Origin of the sequence: Pseudoalteromonas sp. UCD-33C, from assembly GCF_001306895.1 — a bacterium.
In the GTDB taxonomy this organism is placed as follows: domain Bacteria; phylum Pseudomonadota; class Gammaproteobacteria; order Enterobacterales; family Alteromonadaceae; genus Pseudoalteromonas.
The window spans coordinates 60,356-78,505 of record NZ_LJTB01000009.1 but is presented as its reverse complement, the minus strand read 5'-3'; the positions used below and the strand labels follow the sequence as shown (position 1 = coordinate 78,505).

Below are 18,150 nucleotides of genomic sequence, written 5' to 3'. Positions count from 1 at the left end.
TTACCCTCTTAAAAATTCGTTTAATAACTGCTCTGTCTCATATAAAGGTAAGCCGACAACTGCAAAATAGCTACCCGAAAGGTGACTAACAAAGCGACCACCTAAGCCTTGAATGCCATAACCACCGGCTTTATCTTGCGGCTCTCCACTATGCCAATAAGCATCAATTTCAGCATCGCTGAGCGGTTTAAATGTAACATCGGTGACAACAAGGCAGCTTTTTACTTGCTCACTATCAGCAATTGCCACAGCCGTCATCACTTGATGGGTACGGCCAGATAAGCGCTTCATGGTAGCGGTAAAATCAGCTTGGTCTAGCGGCTTACCAAGTGCGGTATCATCAATGACAACCACGGTATCGCTGCCAAGTACTGGGCGGTCAGTGTAACCCATTGCAACGCCCGATTGCGCCTTGAGTCTGGCAAGACGCTCTACATAGTCGCGCGGGGCTTCGTTTGGGAATTGGCTTTCATCTGCATCAACGCTAAATTGAGAAAACTCAACGCCAAGTTGGCTGAGCAACTCTTTTCGGCGCGGTGATGCAGACGCCAAATAAATTGCGGTTTGCATTATCTAATCCTGAAATGACGGCGATATTTACGCAAAATTAAGAATATCCACCACCAACAAAGCATGCCGGTTAGCACTGGCCACATATAATGCGGGCTAAAATAAACCCCCATTAAAAAGTGGTTCAGCCAAAATTGCATGAGGTGGTAAAGCGTTAAAAACAAAGCAATTAAAATGCTTTGCTGCCATAAAGAAAAGTTTCTAATTTTTTGGAAATTACTCGCAGTGATAAATATACACACCGAGTAAGTCAGTGAGTTCACACCAAGTGGCGAGCCTGATGCAAGGTCTATTAATAAACCAACGACCCAAGCTGTGCCAATATTTAAACGGTGTGGCACCGCTAACGACCAATACATTAATACCATTAACACCCAGTCTGGGCGGTATGGTTCAAACGAAATCGGCAACGGCATTAATGCCATTACCAATGCAAAGAAGATACTGATAGCAATCAGCAAAAAGTGACGACTATTCATTGCTGATGCTCTCCTGCTGATTACGCCACAGCACAACCAATAAGCGAATACGGTCAAGTTGCGCAATTGGCTCAGCATAAACCTGCGCAAAAGGACGCCCTTCATCACGGTTAATTTCGGTCACTACTGCAACCGGATAACCTTCTGGGAAGGTACCACCAAGGCCTGACGTAACCAAGATATCGCCAATACGAACATCAAGGCTATGTGGTACATGCGAAAGTTTTACCACGTTGATTTTGCCAATCCCCTCAACCACGGTACGCACATCGTTACGTAAAATACGCACAGGTGTTGCGTGGGTTGTATCTGTCATCAGCAGTACGCGCGAGGTAGTTGAACCCACTTGAGTGATTTGCCCCACTACCCCCATTTCGTCAATCACAGCTTGGCCTTCGCTTAAGCCATCCGTTGTACCACGGTTAATAACCACTTGGTGGCTATACGGGTTTGAATGAACAGAGAGAACTTGTGCAATAATCTTACGATTTGATTGTTTAGCCGATGAACCGAGTAAAGCGCGTAACTTATCGTTTTCACGAGATAAAAATGACAGTTGTTGTAGTTGTTCGCTTTGTAGTAACTGCTTCTTTTTAAGTGCTTCATTTTCGGTTAAAAGCTGTTCGCGGGTATGAAGGTTCTTTGCGCCAATACTAAATAACTCATAGGGCAAGTTGGCAAGGTAAATAAGTGGGCTAACTAAAGTGTTTAGGCTGGTGCGGATTGTTGTACCACCTTGAGTGTAGCGATCGCCCACTATCAGCACGACACTCAAAAGCACTGCGACAAAAAGTCGCAGTTGCAAAGAGATGGTACGACCAAAAAGTAACTTCATTAGTCGTAGCTAAATACGTCACCACCGTGCATATCAATCATTTCTAGTGCCTTACCGCCGCCACGTGCAACACACGTTAATGGATCATCAGCAACCACAACTGGAATACCGGTTTCTTCCATTAATAAACGGTCTAGGTCTTTTAATAATGCACCACCACCGGTTAATACCATACCGTGAGCAGAGATATCAGACGCAAGCTCTGGTGGAGATTGCTCTAATGCAACCATTACCGCGCTCACAATACCCATTAATGGCTCTTGCAGTGCTTCTAAGATTTCGTGTGAGTTAAGCGTGAATGAACGCGGTACACCTTCAGCAAGGTTACGACCACGTACTTCAATTTCAATAGGCTCGTCTGTTTTGAAAGCAGAACCAATTTGGTGCTTGATGTTTTCAGCTGTCGCTTCACCAATTAAGCTACCGAAGTTACGACGTACATAGTTGATGATAGCTTCATCAAATTTGTCACCACCAATGCGTACAGATGAAGAGTAAACCACACCATTTAATGAAATAATGGCAACTTCAGTTGTACCACCACCGATATCAACAACCATTGAACCGGTTGCTTCAGACACTGGTAAGCCAGCACCGATAGCCGCAGCCATTGGCTCTTCAATTAGATATACTTCACGAGCACCAGCACCCATAGCAGACTCACGAATAGCACGTTTTTCTACTTGCGTTGCACCACAAGGCACACAAATAAGTACACGTGGGCTTGGGCGCATAAAGTTGTTGTTATGCACTTGCTTGATGAAGTGTTGCAGCATTTTTTCGGTCACGTAGAAATCAGCAATAACGCCGTCTTTCATTGGACGAATTGCTTTAATGTTACCCGGAGTACGACCTAACATTTGCTTAGCTTCGGTACCTACAGATGCTACGCTCTTAGGGCCACCAGCACGCTCTTGACGAATAGCAACAACTGAAGGTTCGTTTAATACGATACCTTCTTCTTTTACATAAATTAGGGTATTGGCTGTACCCAAGTCGATCGATAGATCGTTTGAAAAAATACCACGGAGTTTTTTAAACATGAGGCTGGATGACCTTTGAAAATTCGTTCTTATACTAGCTGCTCTCACTCTATCATGCTAATCATGAAAAAGCGCAACTGCTTTAATTAAAATGCTAAAAAAGGAAGCATCCATTGCTTCCTTTTTAAATTCTTATCGTTCGCGTACTAAACGGAAGCCGATATAGTTTGCACGAAAATCTGGCGCTAAGATTAAGCGCGTTGATACGCGTGCTAGGCTAGGAGCAAAATTCCATGCACCGCCTCGAACAGCCACATCAGACTGCCCTGACTTTTTGTTTGTCCATTCCCACACATTACCTACTGTATCGTATAGGCCAAATGCGTTAGGAGAAAACGACCCTGTTGGTGCAGCGCTCTTGTTTGACCATTCGCTGCCACACCAGCCACAGTTCGCTAAATTCTTACCAATTTCGTTACCCCAAGGGTATTCAGTTTCTTTACCTGCACGTGCAGCGTATTCCCACTCAACCTCGTTTGGTAAACGAAATAGCTGACCTGTTTGACCCGACAACCAATCTGCATATGCTTTGGCATCGTTATAAGTTAAACAAACCGCCGGAAAATCACTTTCTTGATCAAAGCCTGGGTTGCGCCAGTTTAAGGTTGCTTCCCACACTGGTTCGCCATTTAAGTAATACGCACAGCCGCGATCTTTTTCTGCTTCTGTTTTATAGCCGGTATTCGCAACGAATTGCTCATACTCACCAACGCTTACTTCTTTGCTTTGCATTGCAAATGAGTTAGCAATGGTTTTTTCTACCACTGGGCGCTCATTCGCTAAACCATTGCCGTTAATGTCACCCATCTTAAATTTACCAGCAGGAATAACTACAATGCTGGCAGAACTGGTTTTATTAACAATACTTGCAACAGGTGCTGTTACTGGTTGCTCTGGTGCAGCAGTCACTTCAGCAACAACAGGCTCTGGCACTTTAACTAGGTTTGCATTAATGGTTTGTGCTTTACGCAGATCAATTCGCGCTTTATAGCTTTTGTAGCCACGTTTGCGAATTTCAATATCATGAAAACCTTTTGGTAATGATGTCGTTAACCTAGTTGCACCATAGCTAACACCATCAATAAACACTTCGTCGTCATAAACATTTGAACGCAGTGTTAATTCAACCATTTTAGATTTTTTTAGATCAGGTAATGGTTCAACCTTTATTGGCTTTTTTACAGAATAATCGCTTACTGGTTGCTCACTCATACGTGAAACCGATACCACCTGCCCATTATCCTGAGAGTCACTGAATGTTAACTGACTATCTGAATAGGTAGTGCCGTAGCTTGGCTGAAAGTTACCAGCCAGTGGCGTGCCATAGTCAGCACAAAAACGATTATCTAAGTTAAGTAAGCTACATAAACGGCTGCTGTTTACATCACCGCGCATCGTCACACTTAAGTTAACGTTGTAGTTACCTTGACCACTGAACGCGCTGTTCACGACATGGCTACTTAAAATCTTAACTTGTGCACCGGCAAGGTTACGTTTTGGCTCAACTAAGCGCTCTTCAGTTAAGTTAGCAAAAATCTGGTCTACAAAACGTTTAGTGGCTTTTTGTAAGCCCATTTGTTGGCCACGTTGTTCACAGGCAGCAAGTGTTTCGGTGCGCTTACAGTTAATCGTGTGATTAACCTCTAATGTGCCTTCACGAGTGAATTCGTTACGTAAACGCTCAACACGTGCCGTTGCTAACTGCTCTTTTAAACTTTCTAAGGTGTTTAACTGGGTGTGCTTTGATACACGAATTTGCTCAATGTCTTTTCTATGTGAAGCAATTGCCGCCAATTGCATCGAAATATCATCTTTGTTTTGTTTGTGATCAACCACAGCTTTTTGATAGCGCGACTGCGCATTGCTGATATCAAGAGTTGGGTCATCAATAAGTCGGCGGTACATCTCGTTCATTGCATCTAGCGCTTGGTTTTTTTCTTTATCTAGCTCAGTTGAGCGGGCGCGCAATAATTCGAGTTGTTTTTGTAACTGACTTTCTTCTTTTAGGTGTTTTTCGAGGATTAAGGTCGAGTTATCGTATTCGGCTTGTTTTTTACTGATCTCTGATTCAATGCCAGTTACCGTAGCAGTATCTTGTGCAAATGCACTAGTTGCTAGCAAACTAACTGAAATTAACAGAGATAAAGGAGCAATTCGCATATATTCCATTCCCAAAAAGCGGCAATTATTTGGTCATTATTATTTTTTTATAATTAAACTCTTATGCTATGTACTTGCAAGGCAAAACACAAGCTTTGTTCAATTATTATCTGAGTTTACATCTATTACCTTAGTTGATGCCAGTAAATAACAAAATCATTTGAGTTTAATTGACTAATTTCTATCTGTAAGACGACTTTGCTACAATAAGACGTGTTTTTTTACGAAAATTAATGCCGTGAATAGTTCTTTTGAATCACCAGTACAAACAATTCATCACCCCTTATTAGCTGCACGTAAAATTCAGCTGAGCATCAAGCGAGATGATCTTATTCATCCGCAAATTAGTGGCAACAAATGGCGTAAGCTAAAGTTTAACTTAGATGTTATGCAGCAACAGGGTAAATCTGAACTACTCACTTTTGGTGGCGCGTTTTCAAATCATATTCATGCCACGGCAACTGCAGGTAAACTATTTGGCTTTAAAACCCACGGTATTATTCGCGGCCCTGAGCTAGACGAAGCAAATCCAACACTCAACTACGCAAAGCAATGCGGTATGAGCTTACACCCAGTAAATCGAATTACTTACCGCTTAAGGCACGACCAAACGTATTTAGCACAGTTACAAGCGCAGTTTCCGAATGCCTACATATTGCCAGAAGGCGGCACTAACACAGCCGCACTTTTAGGCTGTAAAGAATTAGCGCAAAGCCTACCAAGCTCTGATGTGATTGTTTGCCCAACTGGTAGTGGCGGCACACTGGCAGGTTTAATCGAAGGTGCACCACAACACACAAAGCTGTTAGGTGTCGCAGTACTGAAGCAAGCGCACTACTTAATTGATGAGATAAAGCAGCTAAGTATTAAAGCAAATCAACAACAAAACTGGCAGCTGCTTTGCGACTTTCATGATGGAGGCTACGGAAAGTTTAGCGATGACTTGTGGCAATTTTGCCAAACCTTTAGTGAGCAACACGCAATCCCGCTTGAGCCAATCTACAGCGGCAAAATGCTCTATGCCGTTTGGCAATTAATAGAGCAAGGTTACTTTAGTGAAGGAACGCATATCATTGCAGTGCACACTGGTGGGCTACAAGGTTTAGACGGCCTTAAGTACCGAGGGCTAATTGACTAGCTGTAAGGTGTAATATCCGCCAGTTTTTGCAATGGCTCAGCAAAGTAAAAGCCTTGAGCTGCAATGATCCCTAGGTTTTTTAAGGTCGCAAGTTCGTTCTGTGTTTCTACTCCAACTGCATAAACAGGAAAGTTTAGCTCTGTACCCTTAGAAATTATTTGCTTTACAATTTTTTGCTGTTGGGTGTTGGTGTCAATATTGTGGATCAGTTCAAATGCTAACTTAATACTGCATACATTTTTGATATTTCTATAAATTGCTATATGTTCTGCGCTTCGCACGTTATCAATAACAATACCAGCAGACAGTTTCTCTAAACATTCAAACTGTTCACTGAGCTTTTTATGCTGTTTTAGATAATCATCTTCGCTTAATTCAAATTGCAATTTGTCTGCGCTATTAAACCCTTCCATTTGCTGTTTAAACCACAGCCAAAACTCGTCATTAAACCAGTTCATTGCGTGTAAGTTTATACTCACCGTTAATGAGCCCGTTTCGTTCAGCAGCATTTTCTTCACTTGAGAAATCACAGTTTGGTCCAATAACAAGACATCTTTTTTACTACTCATATGAGGAATAAAATGCCGAGCCGCAAGCAAGCCTAAACTCTTGTGGCGAATACGGATCAACGCCTCATGCTGTAAAATATCGCCTGTTTGTAAGTCGAACAAAGGCTGAAAAAACAACATAAAATGTTTTTTCTTAATGTACTCAAATAGGTGTTCTTTACTATCAGCAAGCATGCTTGACTGCGTATGACCAAAGGGTAAGCGATGAATGTGCTGCCAAGCACTTTGTTTCGCCAGCGCTAATGCTGATTTAGTAAGCTGATAAACCACGGCCTGATCAGCCCCTGTGCGGTAATTACACACACCAATTTTTATATCAGCACGAGACAAGTCACTACGATAATTTAAACAAGCTTGATATATAACCTGATGTAATCGTTTAGTGTATTTATCAACCTCGGTGGCAGGCACACTGTTTAAGGTCACGGCAATACCACCCGATGGCAATAATTTCACAGAGCGATTTACAAGTTCACCAAATCCTTTTGCTATAACTAACTTAAAATAATTATCAACGTCGAGGTTAGCAGGGAAAGGGTTCTTCCAAAAGAATAGCGCAAACAGATGGTTATAGTTTGTTGGTACACCATACAAAATATTTAAATCCTGATGACCTAAAGGTTTAGGTGGTGCAACTTTCTTGGCCGTAGCCTGAGTGTTTAATTGTTCAAATGGTTTGCTCAACGGTTTTTCTGCTATTGCTAATTGCTTGAACATTTTTTTCCACCAGCGGAAACCCCAGTACCCAGTGCCAAGCAATATTAAATTTAGGAAAATAAATAAGTGACTTTCGACCAACCAAGAAGGCCAATGAAATAAACGCAAGTTAACCGTTTTATAGCTAAACACTTCTTGCTCTAAGTCGATAAAGTTTGCAAAGTTATGTGGTACATCACTGGCGTTCATTGCGAAGCCCTGGCTCTTAACTAAGGTAGCAATAATATCTTGCGAGGCAATCGGGTCGAGGTTTAACTCATACACTTGCTTGGCAAGCTCTGTACCGGTGCGATGAACTTTGTCGTGCAACACATCGCTTAAGAAAATATTAAAAACAACTAATAGCAAAAAAGCGGCCGCCACATAGATGACCACCGGTTGCTTTATTTGTGAACTTAAGTCTCGTTTCATTTCACAGGTTAGTTGCTTAAACATATACAAAGTGTTGTTCAAGAACCCTATAAATACAAGGCTGCAGGGCGATTTAAAGCAATATCAGAAATATCCTAGAACCAGCGCTGTCAAAAGCTTTTTAATTTTAAACACCTAGCAAAAACAGTTAATGAGAATTATTTTGTAACTGGCAAACTGCTACTTAAAGAGTAGTAAGAAAGTTTGCAGTGCTGAAGCTTCCTCAAAATCAACGCAGTTGCTAATCAACTTTAAACACATTTAGGGCATCGGATGTTCTTCGCTGTGCATTTTCTAAATCTGCAATTAACTTCTCAAGTAACGCTAATTCGTTTTGAACATCATGCATGTTTGAAGTGATATTTTGGCTTGCTTTGCTCGCTTCTTCAGCAAGCTGACTTTGCGATTCAATCGCATCGGATACCGTATTTGTTTGGCTACTCACATCAGCAATATTCGCTGTTAACGTATCTATATTCGATAACGCTTGTTCACTATTATCACTGACCATTTGCGTTGAGTCAGAGGTATTTTCCATATACACCTGCAACTGCTGAACCTGCTGTTTTATATCATCAAGTACTGAAGATATTTCAGATGTAGAGTCTTGGCTACGTGTGGCTAAACCACGAACTTCATCAGCAACAACGGCAAAGCCACGGCCTTGCTCCCCTGCCCGAGCGGCTTCTATTGCCGCATTCAATGCTAGTAAATTCGTTTGCTCTGCAATACTCGAAATTGTATCGAGTACAGATTGAATACTATTTGTTTTAGCACTTAGGGCATCTGATTGCTCATGGGCTTGCTGTATTAACTCTGACAACGAGCTAATACTTGCTTTATTTCTACCAATAATTTGTTTAGTACTTGCTGATAGCTCATTCGCCTTTATGGTGTTTTTAGAGCTTTCTTCTGCAGATACTGCTATTTGCTCAATCTGGCTATAAAGCCTAGAGAAATTATCATGCAAAGTTGCTGTTGTTAAATTGATATTTTCAACACGCGCAGATAGCTCAGTAGCAAATGTGATTAATGACCGAACACTGGATTCGCTGGTGTTATTTGCTTGCTGAACTTGTCTAATTAAATCGGTAAGCGCATCGACGAGCTCATCAACGCTTCTGGAGATTGCACCAATTTCATCACTCGAATTATCGTTAATTCTCACCGCTAAATTATGGCTGGTAGCAATAGTGCTAATCACATCTCTAACCCTAGTTACTTTTCTCGCCAGCGACTTAATAACGAATAACCCAAAAGCAAAGAACAAACCTATAAGAATAATGGCAAAACCACTAGTGGCATAAACCTTAGTATTTGCACTACTACGACTTTGCTCAATCAGCGACTCTAAAGCTTGCTGCTTATTTAGAATATGCTTACGGACCTTACCTATTAACTCAGTGGACTGAGCAAACCAATCTGCTGGTGTTGGATAGCTTAAAGATAACTCACCACTTTCTTGATTAAGCTTTTCAACAATGCTTTTTACATCTTGATAAGTTTGTGAGTTGGTCAATTCTGCTAGCCATTTTTTATCAGCATCACCTGTAAGTGTTAAAGAAAGCAAAAACAAGGTCTCTTCAATATTGTGAAAATAGCTACTGACTAAGACTTGATTACTCTCAGAAATCGATTTTGAAGATAAGACACCATTCACTTTACCTCGCACTTGCCCAAGCCTTTCCTTCAATAAAGACATTTCGACTATTGCAAGACCAGAAGCGATTGCCTCACTTTGCTTGACCTGTGAGACTCGCCTGTTGGCAACATCGAGCATAAACTTGTTTGAATCAGAATAGACCACAAACGCTTGTTTACCTTGCTTCTTGTCGACACTTTCTCTCAGCTCAGTGATTTTCTTATGTTTTGCTAATACCGCATTGAATAGTGTTGATGAAACCTTATGCTGCTGAGTGTAACGGGCAAATTTATCAAATGCTTTGTCGACCACTACACGCTGCTGTGCAACACACTCTTTATTTTGACTATAGCCAGAGCCAATTAGGCCCGCAGTTAAGCCTCGTTCAACAGCCGTTTCGTGAGCTATCTCATCAATCATTAAAGCTTCACGTATATATACGGCATCTTTCTCAACTGTGCTTTTTCTAACAAGCGACTCATTGATCACAGTATAAGACGCTGCAAACATCACAACCAAAGCAAAAGCGATAACCGCTGCTAGCGCCTGTTGAAAACTTATCTTCCTTAAAAGTTGCATAGTTAATAATAAAGTTGTGGAATTAAGGTTCTATAAACTTAGACCAGGTTTTGAATATAGCCAATTCCGCCTACCAACTTGCTTTTAGATTAAGCATTAACTTTCGCACATAAAAAAGCCCTGCTAATGCAGGGCTTCTTAAAAACTAATTACACAGTTTTGTCTTTGTCTAGAACGGGATATCGTCATCAAAGTCGATTGGTGGTTCCATTGGGTTTGATGCGCCGCCTTGTGGTGCATTTTGTGGCTTAGGAGCAAAACCGCCTTGTTGAGGTGCGCTGCTTTGCTGCTGACCATAACCGCCACCATATTGGTTATTACTTTGCTGTTGTGGTGCAGATTGCTGTTGTGGACGCTGTTGCTGCTGTGCTGGCGCAGACTGTTGCTGTGGAGCATAGCTATTATTGCTTTGTGATTGCTGTGCACCACCGCCGTAACCGCCACCTTGTTGTTGACCACCTTGGTAACCGCCTTGTGATTGACCACCTTGATAGCCACCACCTTGCTGCTCACCACGACCGCCTAACATTTGCATTTGACCGCCCATGTCTACCACGATTTCTGTAGTGTACTTTTCTTGGCCTGATTGGTCAGTCCATTTACGCGTTTGTAAACGACCTTCAATGTACACTTGTGAACCTTTACGAAGATACTCACCAGCAACTTCTGCTAGTTTGCCAAATAACACGACACGGTGCCATTCAGTACGCTCTTGCATTTGCCCTGTGTTTTTATCTTTCCAGCTATCTGTCGTAGCAATGCTGATATTCGCTACGCCATTGCCATTAGGCATATAACGTACTTCTGGATCTTGGCCTAAATTACCAACCAAGATAACTTTGTTCACACCGCGTGCCATGGAACTTCTCCTATAAAACGTTAGATTAAACCAGCCACTTTGCGTGCTTGGTCTAGGTCAAATTCTTTATCATTAATCTTTAAATAGCTGCGATTTTCATCACAGACAACCGTTGCTTCAATTACGCCCGGTAAAGCAACAAGACGAGAAGCAAGCGCTTGTGCCTGCTGCTCTGAACTTAATTCAGTCATTAAGCTAATTATTTTACTTCTTGGTGGGACTTGCATATTCCAAGCAAGGATAAGCCATATTACCCCAACAAGTGCCGCCGCCGCAAACACTGCTTGCGCACTTAATGCTTGAGCAACGTAACCCCCTAATAAACCACCTAAAAAGGCACCAAAAAACTGCGTAGATGAAAATACTCCCATCGCAGAACCTTTCTGGTTTGCAGGAGCAATACGCGAAACAAGTGCTGGCATGGTTGCTTCTAAAAAGTTAAAAGCAATAAAGTAAACCAACATACAAATACCGATGCCAATCACCGAATCAACCCATAACGACATCGCTAGCATACTTAAAACAAGCAGCGCGATTGAGCCAATAAAGGCTTGTTTTTCTTTTTCTTTACGGATCGCCACAATCATCATTGGTGCCATCAAGAAAAACGCTAAAAACAGTACAGGTATATATAAATACCAATGGTGGTCTGCAACTAAGCCATCTTTTATAAGCTGGCCTGGCAAGGCTACAAATACGGTAGTTAATGTAAGATGAAGCAGCATCACACCAAAATCAAGGCGTGCTAATTGTGGATGTTTAATTAGTTGCTTAATATCATCAAGGGTAGCAAGTGTGTCACCTTTTGGCGCCTTATTGACAGCATTTGGCACCAAAAACAACACTATTAAAATACCTAAAATGGCCAGTCCTGCGGTAAGCCAAAATACCCCAGCAACCCCCCATGATGCAGCAACAATTGGCCCTAGTAGCATAGCAACGGCAAAGCTCATACCAATACACATACCAATAACGGCCATAACTTTCGGACGTTGTTCATCACGGCTTAAATCAGAAGCAAGCGCCAATAAAGCACTGGCAATCGCCCCCATGCCTTGTAGTGCACGCCCAAGCGTAACCATTTGCACAGACTCAGCGGTTGCAGCAATAACAGAGCCAAGTGCAAACACACAAAGGCCACCAATAATCACTTTTTTACGACCAATTTTATCAGACAACCAACCCATAGGGATTTGCAGCACGGCTTGCGTTAAACCATAAGCACCAATAGCAAAGCCAATCCAAAGCGGCGAAAACCCTTCTAATTGCTGACCATAAATCGCCAATACTGGCATCAGCATAAATAGGCCAAGCATACGGAATGCAAAGACGCTCGCCAACGAAACGGCTGCGCGTTTTTCTCGAGAGTTGAGTGAAGATGCTGTCATGAATTACTGATCTTGCTGTCTATTAAAATTTGAGCGTGGATTCTACCACAAGCGAAAACTAAATAATCACCTGTAAGTGATGATTTTTTCTTTGATCAAGGATTAATCTTATCGCGTATTATGAGATACTGAAAAAATAATTAGGTAATAAAACGAGATAGCATGGAAAACATTGAAGTCCGAGGCGCCCGTACGCACAATTTAAAAGACATCAGCCTAACCATTCCCCGTGATAAGCTGATAGTTATCACTGGCCTATCTGGTTCAGGGAAATCGTCTTTAGCGTTTGATACTTTGTATGCAGAAGGGCAACGTCGTTATGTTGAATCACTGTCAGCGTATGCAAGACAGTTCTTATCGCTAATGGAAAAACCCGATGTTGATCACATCGAAGGTTTATCGCCAGCTATCTCTATCGAACAGAAATCAACGTCACATAACCCGCGTTCAACGGTCGGTACTATTACCGAGATTTACGATTACCTTCGTTTATTATTTGCCCGTGTAGGTGAGCCTCGCTGCCCCACTCACGACTTGCCACTTGCCGCACAAACTATCAGCCAAATGGTCGATACGGTTTTAGCCTTACCAGAAGGTAGCAAGCTAATGCTATTAGCACCGGTGGTAAAAGACCGTAAAGGTGAGCACGTTAAACTGCTTGAGCAACTCGCAAGCCAAGGTTTTATTCGCGCCCGTATCGATGGCGAAGTATGTGACTTATCAGATCCACCAACTCTTGAGCTTCATAAAAAGCATACTATCGAGGTCGTGGTTGACCGCTTTAAAGTAAAAGATGGCCAACAACAGCGCTTAGCTGAATCATTCGAAACGGCCCTTGAGCTATCAGGTGGTATTGCTCATGTAGCGGCTATGGACGACTCACTCAGCGAAGACATGCTGTTTTCTGCTAATTTTGCCTGCCCAACGTGTGGCTATGCCATGAGTGAACTTGAGCCGCGTTTATTCTCGTTCAATAACCCGGCGGGTGCGTGTCAAAGCTGTGATGGTTTAGGTGTGCGCCAGTATTTTGATCCAAACCGTGTTGTGCAAAATCCTGAACTAAGCTTATCGGGCGGTGCAATCAAAGGCTGGGACAAACGTAGCTTTTATTACTTCCAAATGCTGCAAGCTGTCGCAGAGCATTATAAGTTTGACCTAGAAGTGCCTTTCCAAGAACTTGGTAAAGATGCGCAAAAGGTGATTCTTGAAGGTTCAGGTAAAACTAAAATTGCCTTTAATTACCGTAACGACCGTGGTGATTTAATTACACGTAACCATGAGTTTGAAGGCGTTTTAAATAATATGAATCGCCGCTACCGTGAAACCGAGTCAAACTCAGTTCGCGAAGAGCTTGCTAAATACCAAACAAGCCAAGCGTGTCCGAGCTGTCATGGCTCGCGACTTCGTGAAGAAGCTCGCCACGTATTTATTGGCCAAACAAACCTGCCAGCTATCACCACAATGAGTATTGGTGAAAGCATGGCATTTTTTGATGGTTTGAATCTCACCGGTCAGCGCGCCCAAATTGCCGAAAAAATCCTTAAAGAAATTCGCGACCGTTTATCTTTCTTAATTAATGTAGGCCTTAATTATTTATCACTTGAGCGAAGTGCCGACACCCTGTCAGGTGGTGAAGCACAGCGTATTCGTTTAGCAAGTCAGATTGGTGCAGGTCTTGTTGGTGTTATGTACGTATTGGATGAACCATCAATTGGTTTGCACCAACGCGATAACGACCGCCTACTAAAAACCCTTATTCACTTACGCGATTTAGGCAACACCGTCATTGTGGTTGAGCATGACGAAGATGCTATTCGCGCTGCAGACCATATTATCGATATCGGCCCGGGTGCCGGTGTTCATGGCGGCCATGTTATTGCACAAGGTACCCATGACGATATTCTAGCCAGTAAAGATTCAATCACAGGTCAGTACCTCTCTGGCGAAAAGAAAATCGAAGTACCGGAGGCTCGCCATCAAACCAACGACAAATGGCTTGAGCTATTTGGTGCCACAGGTAACAACTTAAAGAACGTTGATTTACGTATTCCATTTGGCTTAATGACCTGTATCACCGGCGTATCAGGCTCAGGTAAATCGACGCTTATCAACGACACTTTATTTAAGCTGGCTCATACCGAGTTAAATGGCGCAACGACCGCTGAAGCGGCTCCGTACAAGTCAATCAAGGGCCTAGATCATTTTGATAAAGTGATTGATATTGACCAAAGCCCGATTGGCCGTACTCCGCGCTCAAACCCTGCCACTTATACCGGTATTTTTACCGGTATTCGTGAGCTATTTGCAGGCACTCAAGAAGCCCGTTCGCGTGGCTATAAGGTCGGTCGCTTTAGCTTTAACGTTAAAGGTGGTCGTTGTGAGGCTTGCCAAGGTGATGGCGTGATCAAGGTAGAAATGCACTTTTTACCTGATGTATATGTACCTTGTGATGTATGTAAAGGTCAGCGCTACAACCGTGAAACCCTCGAAGTACAGTACAAAGGTAAAAACATTCACCAAGTACTCGAAATGACCGTAGAAGATGCCCGTGACTATTTTGATAAAATTCCGGCTATTGCACGTAAACTGCAAACCTTAATGGATGTAGGCTTGTCGTATATTCGCTTAGGTCAAGCTGCTACTACCCTCTCCGGTGGTGAAGCGCAGCGTGTGAAACTGGCTCGTGAACTTTCAAAACGCGATACCGGTAAAACCTTATATATCCTTGATGAACCAACTACGGGTTTACACTTTGCTGATATTCAGCAATTATTAGTAGTACTTCACCGCTTACGCGATCACGGTAATACCATTGTTGTTATTGAGCATAACCTTGATGTGATCAAAACCGCAGACTGGATTGTCGACTTAGGCCCAGAAGGTGGCTCTGGCGGTGGTGAAATTTTAATTTCTGGTACACCTGAAGACGTTGCCGAGTGTGAGCGTTCACACACAGGAAGGTACTTAAAACCACTACTATAAAAAAGGATATTGCGTGCGTAGGTATTTAAAAATTGCAAAATGGCGCGCTAATAAACAGTTTCAACAACAGCAACGTAGCTGGCAGCCTCATAAAACGAGGCTGGTTGAACGATTACAAGCCATTTGGTTTAACTTAAGTACCGCACAAAAGCTCTATCTTTTAGCATTAAGCAGCCTGATTGTTCTGCAATCGGGCTGGTTAAGTGCCACCATCACCATTATTGCGCTTGTTATTGAATTTTGGCCCAAGTTTAACCAACTTTGGCACTCGCTTGCCGGCAAAGCACTAATTTTAATCTTCTATGCCAGTATCGCTAATTTTGTGTTGGCCGGTGCGAGCGGCATAGTTAATGATGTAACTCATGTCTCAGCTAGTCACTTTAATTACACCCATAACTTTGCCACCCTGTTATATTTACCCCCTTGGGCAATGGGAATAACCCTAGGGACTTTATTGTTATTTCAACTTTTTTTACCTTTCTATATCTTTGTTTTATTACTAATAAAGCCATTTGGCTCTGAGCGAATTAAATTTATAAGCCAAAGCTACTCACCTCTATTAACTGCCATCGTGCGCTTTGTTTTAGCATCAGTGGTATTTATTAACCTGATTTCGTTTATCGACGATCAGCCACCTGAAGAAGTGCTCGACAACATGGTTAGCACCTTTTTGGATAGCAAAGTCATTGCCAAAGAATCTGGTGAAGAGCAGCAAAAAGCAGTCGAACAACTCGGTGAAAAGCTTGAGCAACAACTTCCTGAAAGTGAAGAAAGCTCAGCCCCTAACCAAGACGTCAATATAGAAGGTGACAGCGAAACCGCCGAAAACCTTCGTCAGTTTCTAGATACCAAAGGTTACTTTGAGCGTAGCAAACGTTTAATTGCGATGTTTGCTTACAGCTTTGAAGCCGATAGCTATTCACGCTGTTTAAAAGCAGAAAACAGTAAAGCCGTTGAGCTGAATGATTACGAAATAGTGCAAGTAACCCCTGATCACCATGCTGAATATGGCTATCGATTTGAAGTCATTGCTTGTGACTCGCCAGGCGTTACCCCAGTAGAAAAATAGCGCAGCAATCAATATTACTCGCTTGGCTTGCTGCGTTTTTCTCTTATAAAATGAAATATCGAAAGCCCAATAAAACCAAAGCAAACTAAGGCGATTACTAAATTAGGTATAAAAATAAGTAACATAGTAGCATCATAGCCGATCTTAGCGAATGCAGCACAAAGGCTACCAATGATAAGCTCAGTTAAGGTTAGCTCCCATTCTAATGAGCTATTCGCAGGTACAGTTTTAGCCGCATAATGTTTTACTTTAAAACCCATATCAAAACCTCCAAGTTCCTATTTGCTACATTCAAATATCATCAATAGGCAAAAACACAAAAATAAAATGATTTAAAACCTTATTTCCCCTCATAAGAATTAAACTTAAACCATTGAAACTATTAAAATTAACATTTTAAAACCTTATATATAAATCCCTTAGAACTAGATAAGCGACTCTATGTAAATTCCTCGCTATTGTAGTTTCCATCAACGGGCCACCAACCAACTTTGCTTCGCTGATAAAACTAATCAACCAATTAAGAGAATAAAGTTATGAGCAACTCAGCTTTAAAAATAGTGTCGATACTCGCAGTAAGCACGCTTGTTGTTACACTGCCAACCCCCTTATTTGATAGCCAAGATACTCAAAAATTAGAACAACATTTTGAGATATCTATCGAGGTTTCTATCGAGCAAATGAACAAAAAAGTTGACCATCAAATTGAGTTAAAACTCAACAAGTAATGCCCTGCTTGCCCAGAACATTGGGCAAGCTTTTTCAATTAACAGGCTAAAAGAATGAAACAACTAACTCAATTACTGCTCTCAACAATTGCTGCATCATGCTTGTTAACAACGAGTATTTGTACAGCAAAAAGTGCCGTTTGGCAGGTAAGTAAAGGTGATGAATTTATATACATTGCGGGTTCAATTCATGTTTTACCGCCCAAGGAACTACCGCTACCAGCTGAATTTAATCAAGCATATAAACAAGCCGATACCCTAGTACTTGAAGCCGATATGCCAGCGCCAAGTAATAGCTCAGCACAACTTACTATGCTTAAAGCACTGAGTTACGAAACTGGTGAAACATTAAGTAGTAAGCTCTCTGCAAAAGTAAAAAAACAATTAGAAGCACAGCTTACTCAATACGATATGCAACTTAGCGAACTCGACAGCTTTCGCCCTTTTATGGTGAGCTTGCTGATGATGTCGCTAGAACTACAAAAACAACAGCTTTTCGGTGAAGGTGTTGATAGCTATTTCGCAAAGCGAGCCCAACAAGACAGCAAAGAATTAGCTTACCTCGAAACCTTGGCATTCCAATTACACCTTTTTAAGCAATTAGGCAGCCAAGACGAAGATGCCTATATTCAGTCACAGTTAGCGCAAGTATCAAGTTACCAAGCGCTTTACAGTGCAATGCTTGATGCATGGCGCAATGGCGATATGCACGCAATGAATGAGCTAACTATCATGCCATTAAAACAACATGATCCCCTCACCTACCAAATACTCATTAAGCAACGTAATTTGAATTGGCTTAATCATATTGAGGATTACTTTACTGATCAGCAAAAAGAGTTGGTACTTGTTGGCGCTGCTCATTTGGCCGGTGAAGATAGCCTATTAGCCTTGTTAGAAAGTAAAGGCTACGTGATTGCACAGTTGAGCGCTGATGAGGAGTAAGAAAATGGAAAAAACAGACAAAACCGCTGCCGCACT

15 protein-coding genes are annotated in these 18,150 nt (G+C 42.1%); 5 read left to right on the top strand and 10 right to left on the bottom strand.

The genetic code is table 11. The features are described 5' to 3' along the window. The 5 genes from AOG26_RS15600 to AOG26_RS15580 all read right to left on the bottom strand — a co-directional run bounded on the left by AOG26_RS15600 (position 1) and on the right by AOG26_RS15580 (position 5,087). Positions 1-570 (bottom strand): Maf family protein, encoded by a 570-nt coding sequence (locus AOG26_RS15600; RefSeq protein ID WP_054563356.1) that lies wholly within the window; start codon positions 568-570, stop codon positions 1-3. After that, complete coding sequence (gene mreD, locus AOG26_RS15595; RefSeq protein ID WP_054563355.1) at positions 570-1,049, bottom strand: rod shape-determining protein MreD; 480 nt, start codon at positions 1,047-1,049, stop codon at positions 570-572. Before mreD ends, AOG26_RS15600 begins: the two co-directional genes overlap by 1 nt. Further along, positions 1,042-1,884: a rod shape-determining protein MreC gene (gene mreC, locus AOG26_RS15590; protein ID WP_054563354.1), complete on the bottom strand. Its 843-nt coding sequence runs from the start codon at positions 1,882-1,884 to the stop codon at positions 1,042-1,044. Before mreC ends, mreD begins: the two co-directional genes overlap by 8 nt. Then, positions 1,884-2,927: a rod shape-determining protein gene (locus AOG26_RS15585; protein WP_054552787.1), complete on the bottom strand. Its 1,044-nt coding sequence runs from the start codon at positions 2,925-2,927 to the stop codon at positions 1,884-1,886. Before AOG26_RS15585 ends, mreC begins: the two co-directional genes overlap by 1 nt. 132 nt (positions 2,928-3,059) lie before the next feature. Further along, positions 3,060-5,087: an SUMF1/EgtB/PvdO family nonheme iron enzyme gene (locus AOG26_RS15580; protein ID WP_054563353.1), complete on the bottom strand. Its 2,028-nt coding sequence runs from the start codon at positions 5,085-5,087 to the stop codon at positions 3,060-3,062. Between the two features lie 238 nt (positions 5,088-5,325). On the opposite strand from AOG26_RS15580, the gene AOG26_RS15575 reads away from it, so the two are divergent. Next, positions 5,326-6,225, top strand: coding sequence for a 1-aminocyclopropane-1-carboxylate deaminase/D-cysteine desulfhydrase (locus tag AOG26_RS15575; RefSeq protein WP_054563352.1), 900 nt, complete (start codon positions 5,326-5,328; stop codon positions 6,223-6,225). On the opposite strand, the gene AOG26_RS15570 is transcribed toward AOG26_RS15575, so the two are convergent. The 4 genes from AOG26_RS15570 to AOG26_RS15555 all read right to left on the bottom strand — a co-directional run bounded on the left by AOG26_RS15570 (position 6,222) and on the right by AOG26_RS15555 (position 12,390). Continuing rightward, positions 6,222-7,946, bottom strand: coding sequence for an EAL domain-containing protein (locus tag AOG26_RS15570; RefSeq protein ID WP_054563351.1), 1,725 nt, complete (start codon positions 7,944-7,946; stop codon positions 6,222-6,224). The two genes, AOG26_RS15575 and AOG26_RS15570, sit on opposite strands and share 4 nt — an antisense overlap. A 217-nt stretch (positions 7,947-8,163) precedes the next feature. Next, positions 8,164-10,143 (bottom strand): methyl-accepting chemotaxis protein, encoded by a 1,980-nt coding sequence (locus tag AOG26_RS15565; protein WP_054563350.1) that lies wholly within the window; start codon positions 10,141-10,143, stop codon positions 8,164-8,166. A gap of 169 nt (positions 10,144-10,312) precedes the next feature. Then, on the bottom strand, positions 10,313-11,002 hold the full coding sequence (gene ssb / locus AOG26_RS15560; protein ID WP_054563349.1) for a single-stranded DNA-binding protein: 690 nt from the start codon (positions 11,000-11,002) through the stop codon (positions 10,313-10,315). A gap of 20 nt (positions 11,003-11,022) precedes the next feature. Next, the gene (locus tag AOG26_RS15555) at positions 11,023-12,390 is read right to left on the bottom strand and encodes an MFS transporter (RefSeq protein WP_054552792.1); all 1,368 of its coding nucleotides are present in this window, start codon (positions 12,388-12,390) and stop codon (positions 11,023-11,025) included. A gap of 162 nt (positions 12,391-12,552) precedes the next feature. Here AOG26_RS15555 and uvrA point away from each other — a divergent pair, with 162 nt between their 5' ends. Both uvrA and AOG26_RS15545 read left to right on the top strand, forming a co-directional pair. Beyond that, entirely contained in the window at positions 12,553-15,372 is a 2,820-nt protein-coding gene (gene uvrA, locus AOG26_RS15550; protein WP_054563348.1) for an excinuclease ABC subunit UvrA, read from the top strand. Positions 15,373-15,385: 13 nt separating this feature from the next. Continuing rightward, positions 15,386-16,441 (top strand): hypothetical protein, encoded by a 1,056-nt coding sequence (locus AOG26_RS15545; protein WP_054563347.1) that lies wholly within the window; start codon positions 15,386-15,388, stop codon positions 16,439-16,441. A gap of 14 nt (positions 16,442-16,455) precedes the next feature. On the opposite strand, the gene AOG26_RS15540 is transcribed toward AOG26_RS15545, so the two are convergent. Further along, on the bottom strand, positions 16,456-16,701 hold the full coding sequence (locus AOG26_RS15540; protein WP_054563346.1) for a hypothetical protein: 246 nt from the start codon (positions 16,699-16,701) through the stop codon (positions 16,456-16,458). Positions 16,702-16,977: 276 nt separating this feature from the next. Here AOG26_RS15540 and AOG26_RS15535 point away from each other — a divergent pair, with 276 nt between their 5' ends. Continuing rightward, entirely contained in the window at positions 16,978-17,169 is a 192-nt protein-coding gene (locus AOG26_RS15535; RefSeq protein WP_054563345.1) for a hypothetical protein, read from the top strand. Between the two features lie 54 nt (positions 17,170-17,223). Beyond that, a complete protein-coding gene (locus AOG26_RS15530) occupies positions 17,224-18,114 on the top strand; it encodes a TraB/GumN family protein (RefSeq protein ID WP_054563344.1) in 891 nt (296 codons plus the stop codon). Positions 18,115-18,150 lie beyond the last annotated feature (36 nt).

What these genes read in the sequence shown, in the direction of transcription:
- AOG26_RS15600 (WP_054563356.1), bottom strand. Translation starts at nt 570, where the DNA reads ATGCAAACCGCAATTTATTTGGCGTCTGCATCACCGCGCCGAAAAGAG.
- mreD (WP_054563355.1), bottom strand. Translation starts at nt 1,049, where the DNA reads ATGAATAGTCGTCACTTTTTGCTGATTGCTATCAGTATCTTCTTTGCA.
- mreC (WP_054563354.1), bottom strand. Translation starts at nt 1,884, where the DNA reads ATGAAGTTACTTTTTGGTCGTACCATCTCTTTGCAACTGCGACTTTTT.
- AOG26_RS15585 (WP_054552787.1), bottom strand. Translation starts at nt 2,927, where the DNA reads ATGTTTAAAAAACTCCGTGGTATTTTTTCAAACGATCTATCGATCGAC.
- AOG26_RS15580 (WP_054563353.1), bottom strand. Translation starts at nt 5,087, where the DNA reads ATGCGAATTGCTCCTTTATCTCTGTTAATTTCAGTTAGTTTGCTAGCA.
- AOG26_RS15570 (WP_054563351.1), bottom strand. Translation starts at nt 7,946, where the DNA reads ATGTTTAAGCAACTAACCTGTGAAATGAAACGAGACTTAAGTTCACAA.
- AOG26_RS15565 (WP_054563350.1), bottom strand. Translation starts at nt 10,143, where the DNA reads ATGCAACTTTTAAGGAAGATAAGTTTTCAACAGGCGCTAGCAGCGGTT.
- ssb (WP_054563349.1), bottom strand. Translation starts at nt 11,002, where the DNA reads ATGGCACGCGGTGTGAACAAAGTTATCTTGGTTGGTAATTTAGGCCAA.
- AOG26_RS15555 (WP_054552792.1), bottom strand. Translation starts at nt 12,390, where the DNA reads ATGACAGCATCTTCACTCAACTCTCGAGAAAAACGCGCAGCCGTTTCG.
- uvrA (WP_054563348.1), top strand. Translation starts at nt 12,553, where the DNA reads ATGGAAAACATTGAAGTCCGAGGCGCCCGTACGCACAATTTAAAAGAC.
- AOG26_RS15540 (WP_054563346.1), bottom strand. Translation starts at nt 16,701, where the DNA reads ATGGGTTTTAAAGTAAAACATTATGCGGCTAAAACTGTACCTGCGAAT.
- AOG26_RS15535 (WP_054563345.1), top strand. Translation starts at nt 16,978, where the DNA reads ATGAGCAACTCAGCTTTAAAAATAGTGTCGATACTCGCAGTAAGCACG.
- AOG26_RS15530 (WP_054563344.1), top strand. Translation starts at nt 17,224, where the DNA reads ATGAAACAACTAACTCAATTACTGCTCTCAACAATTGCTGCATCATGC.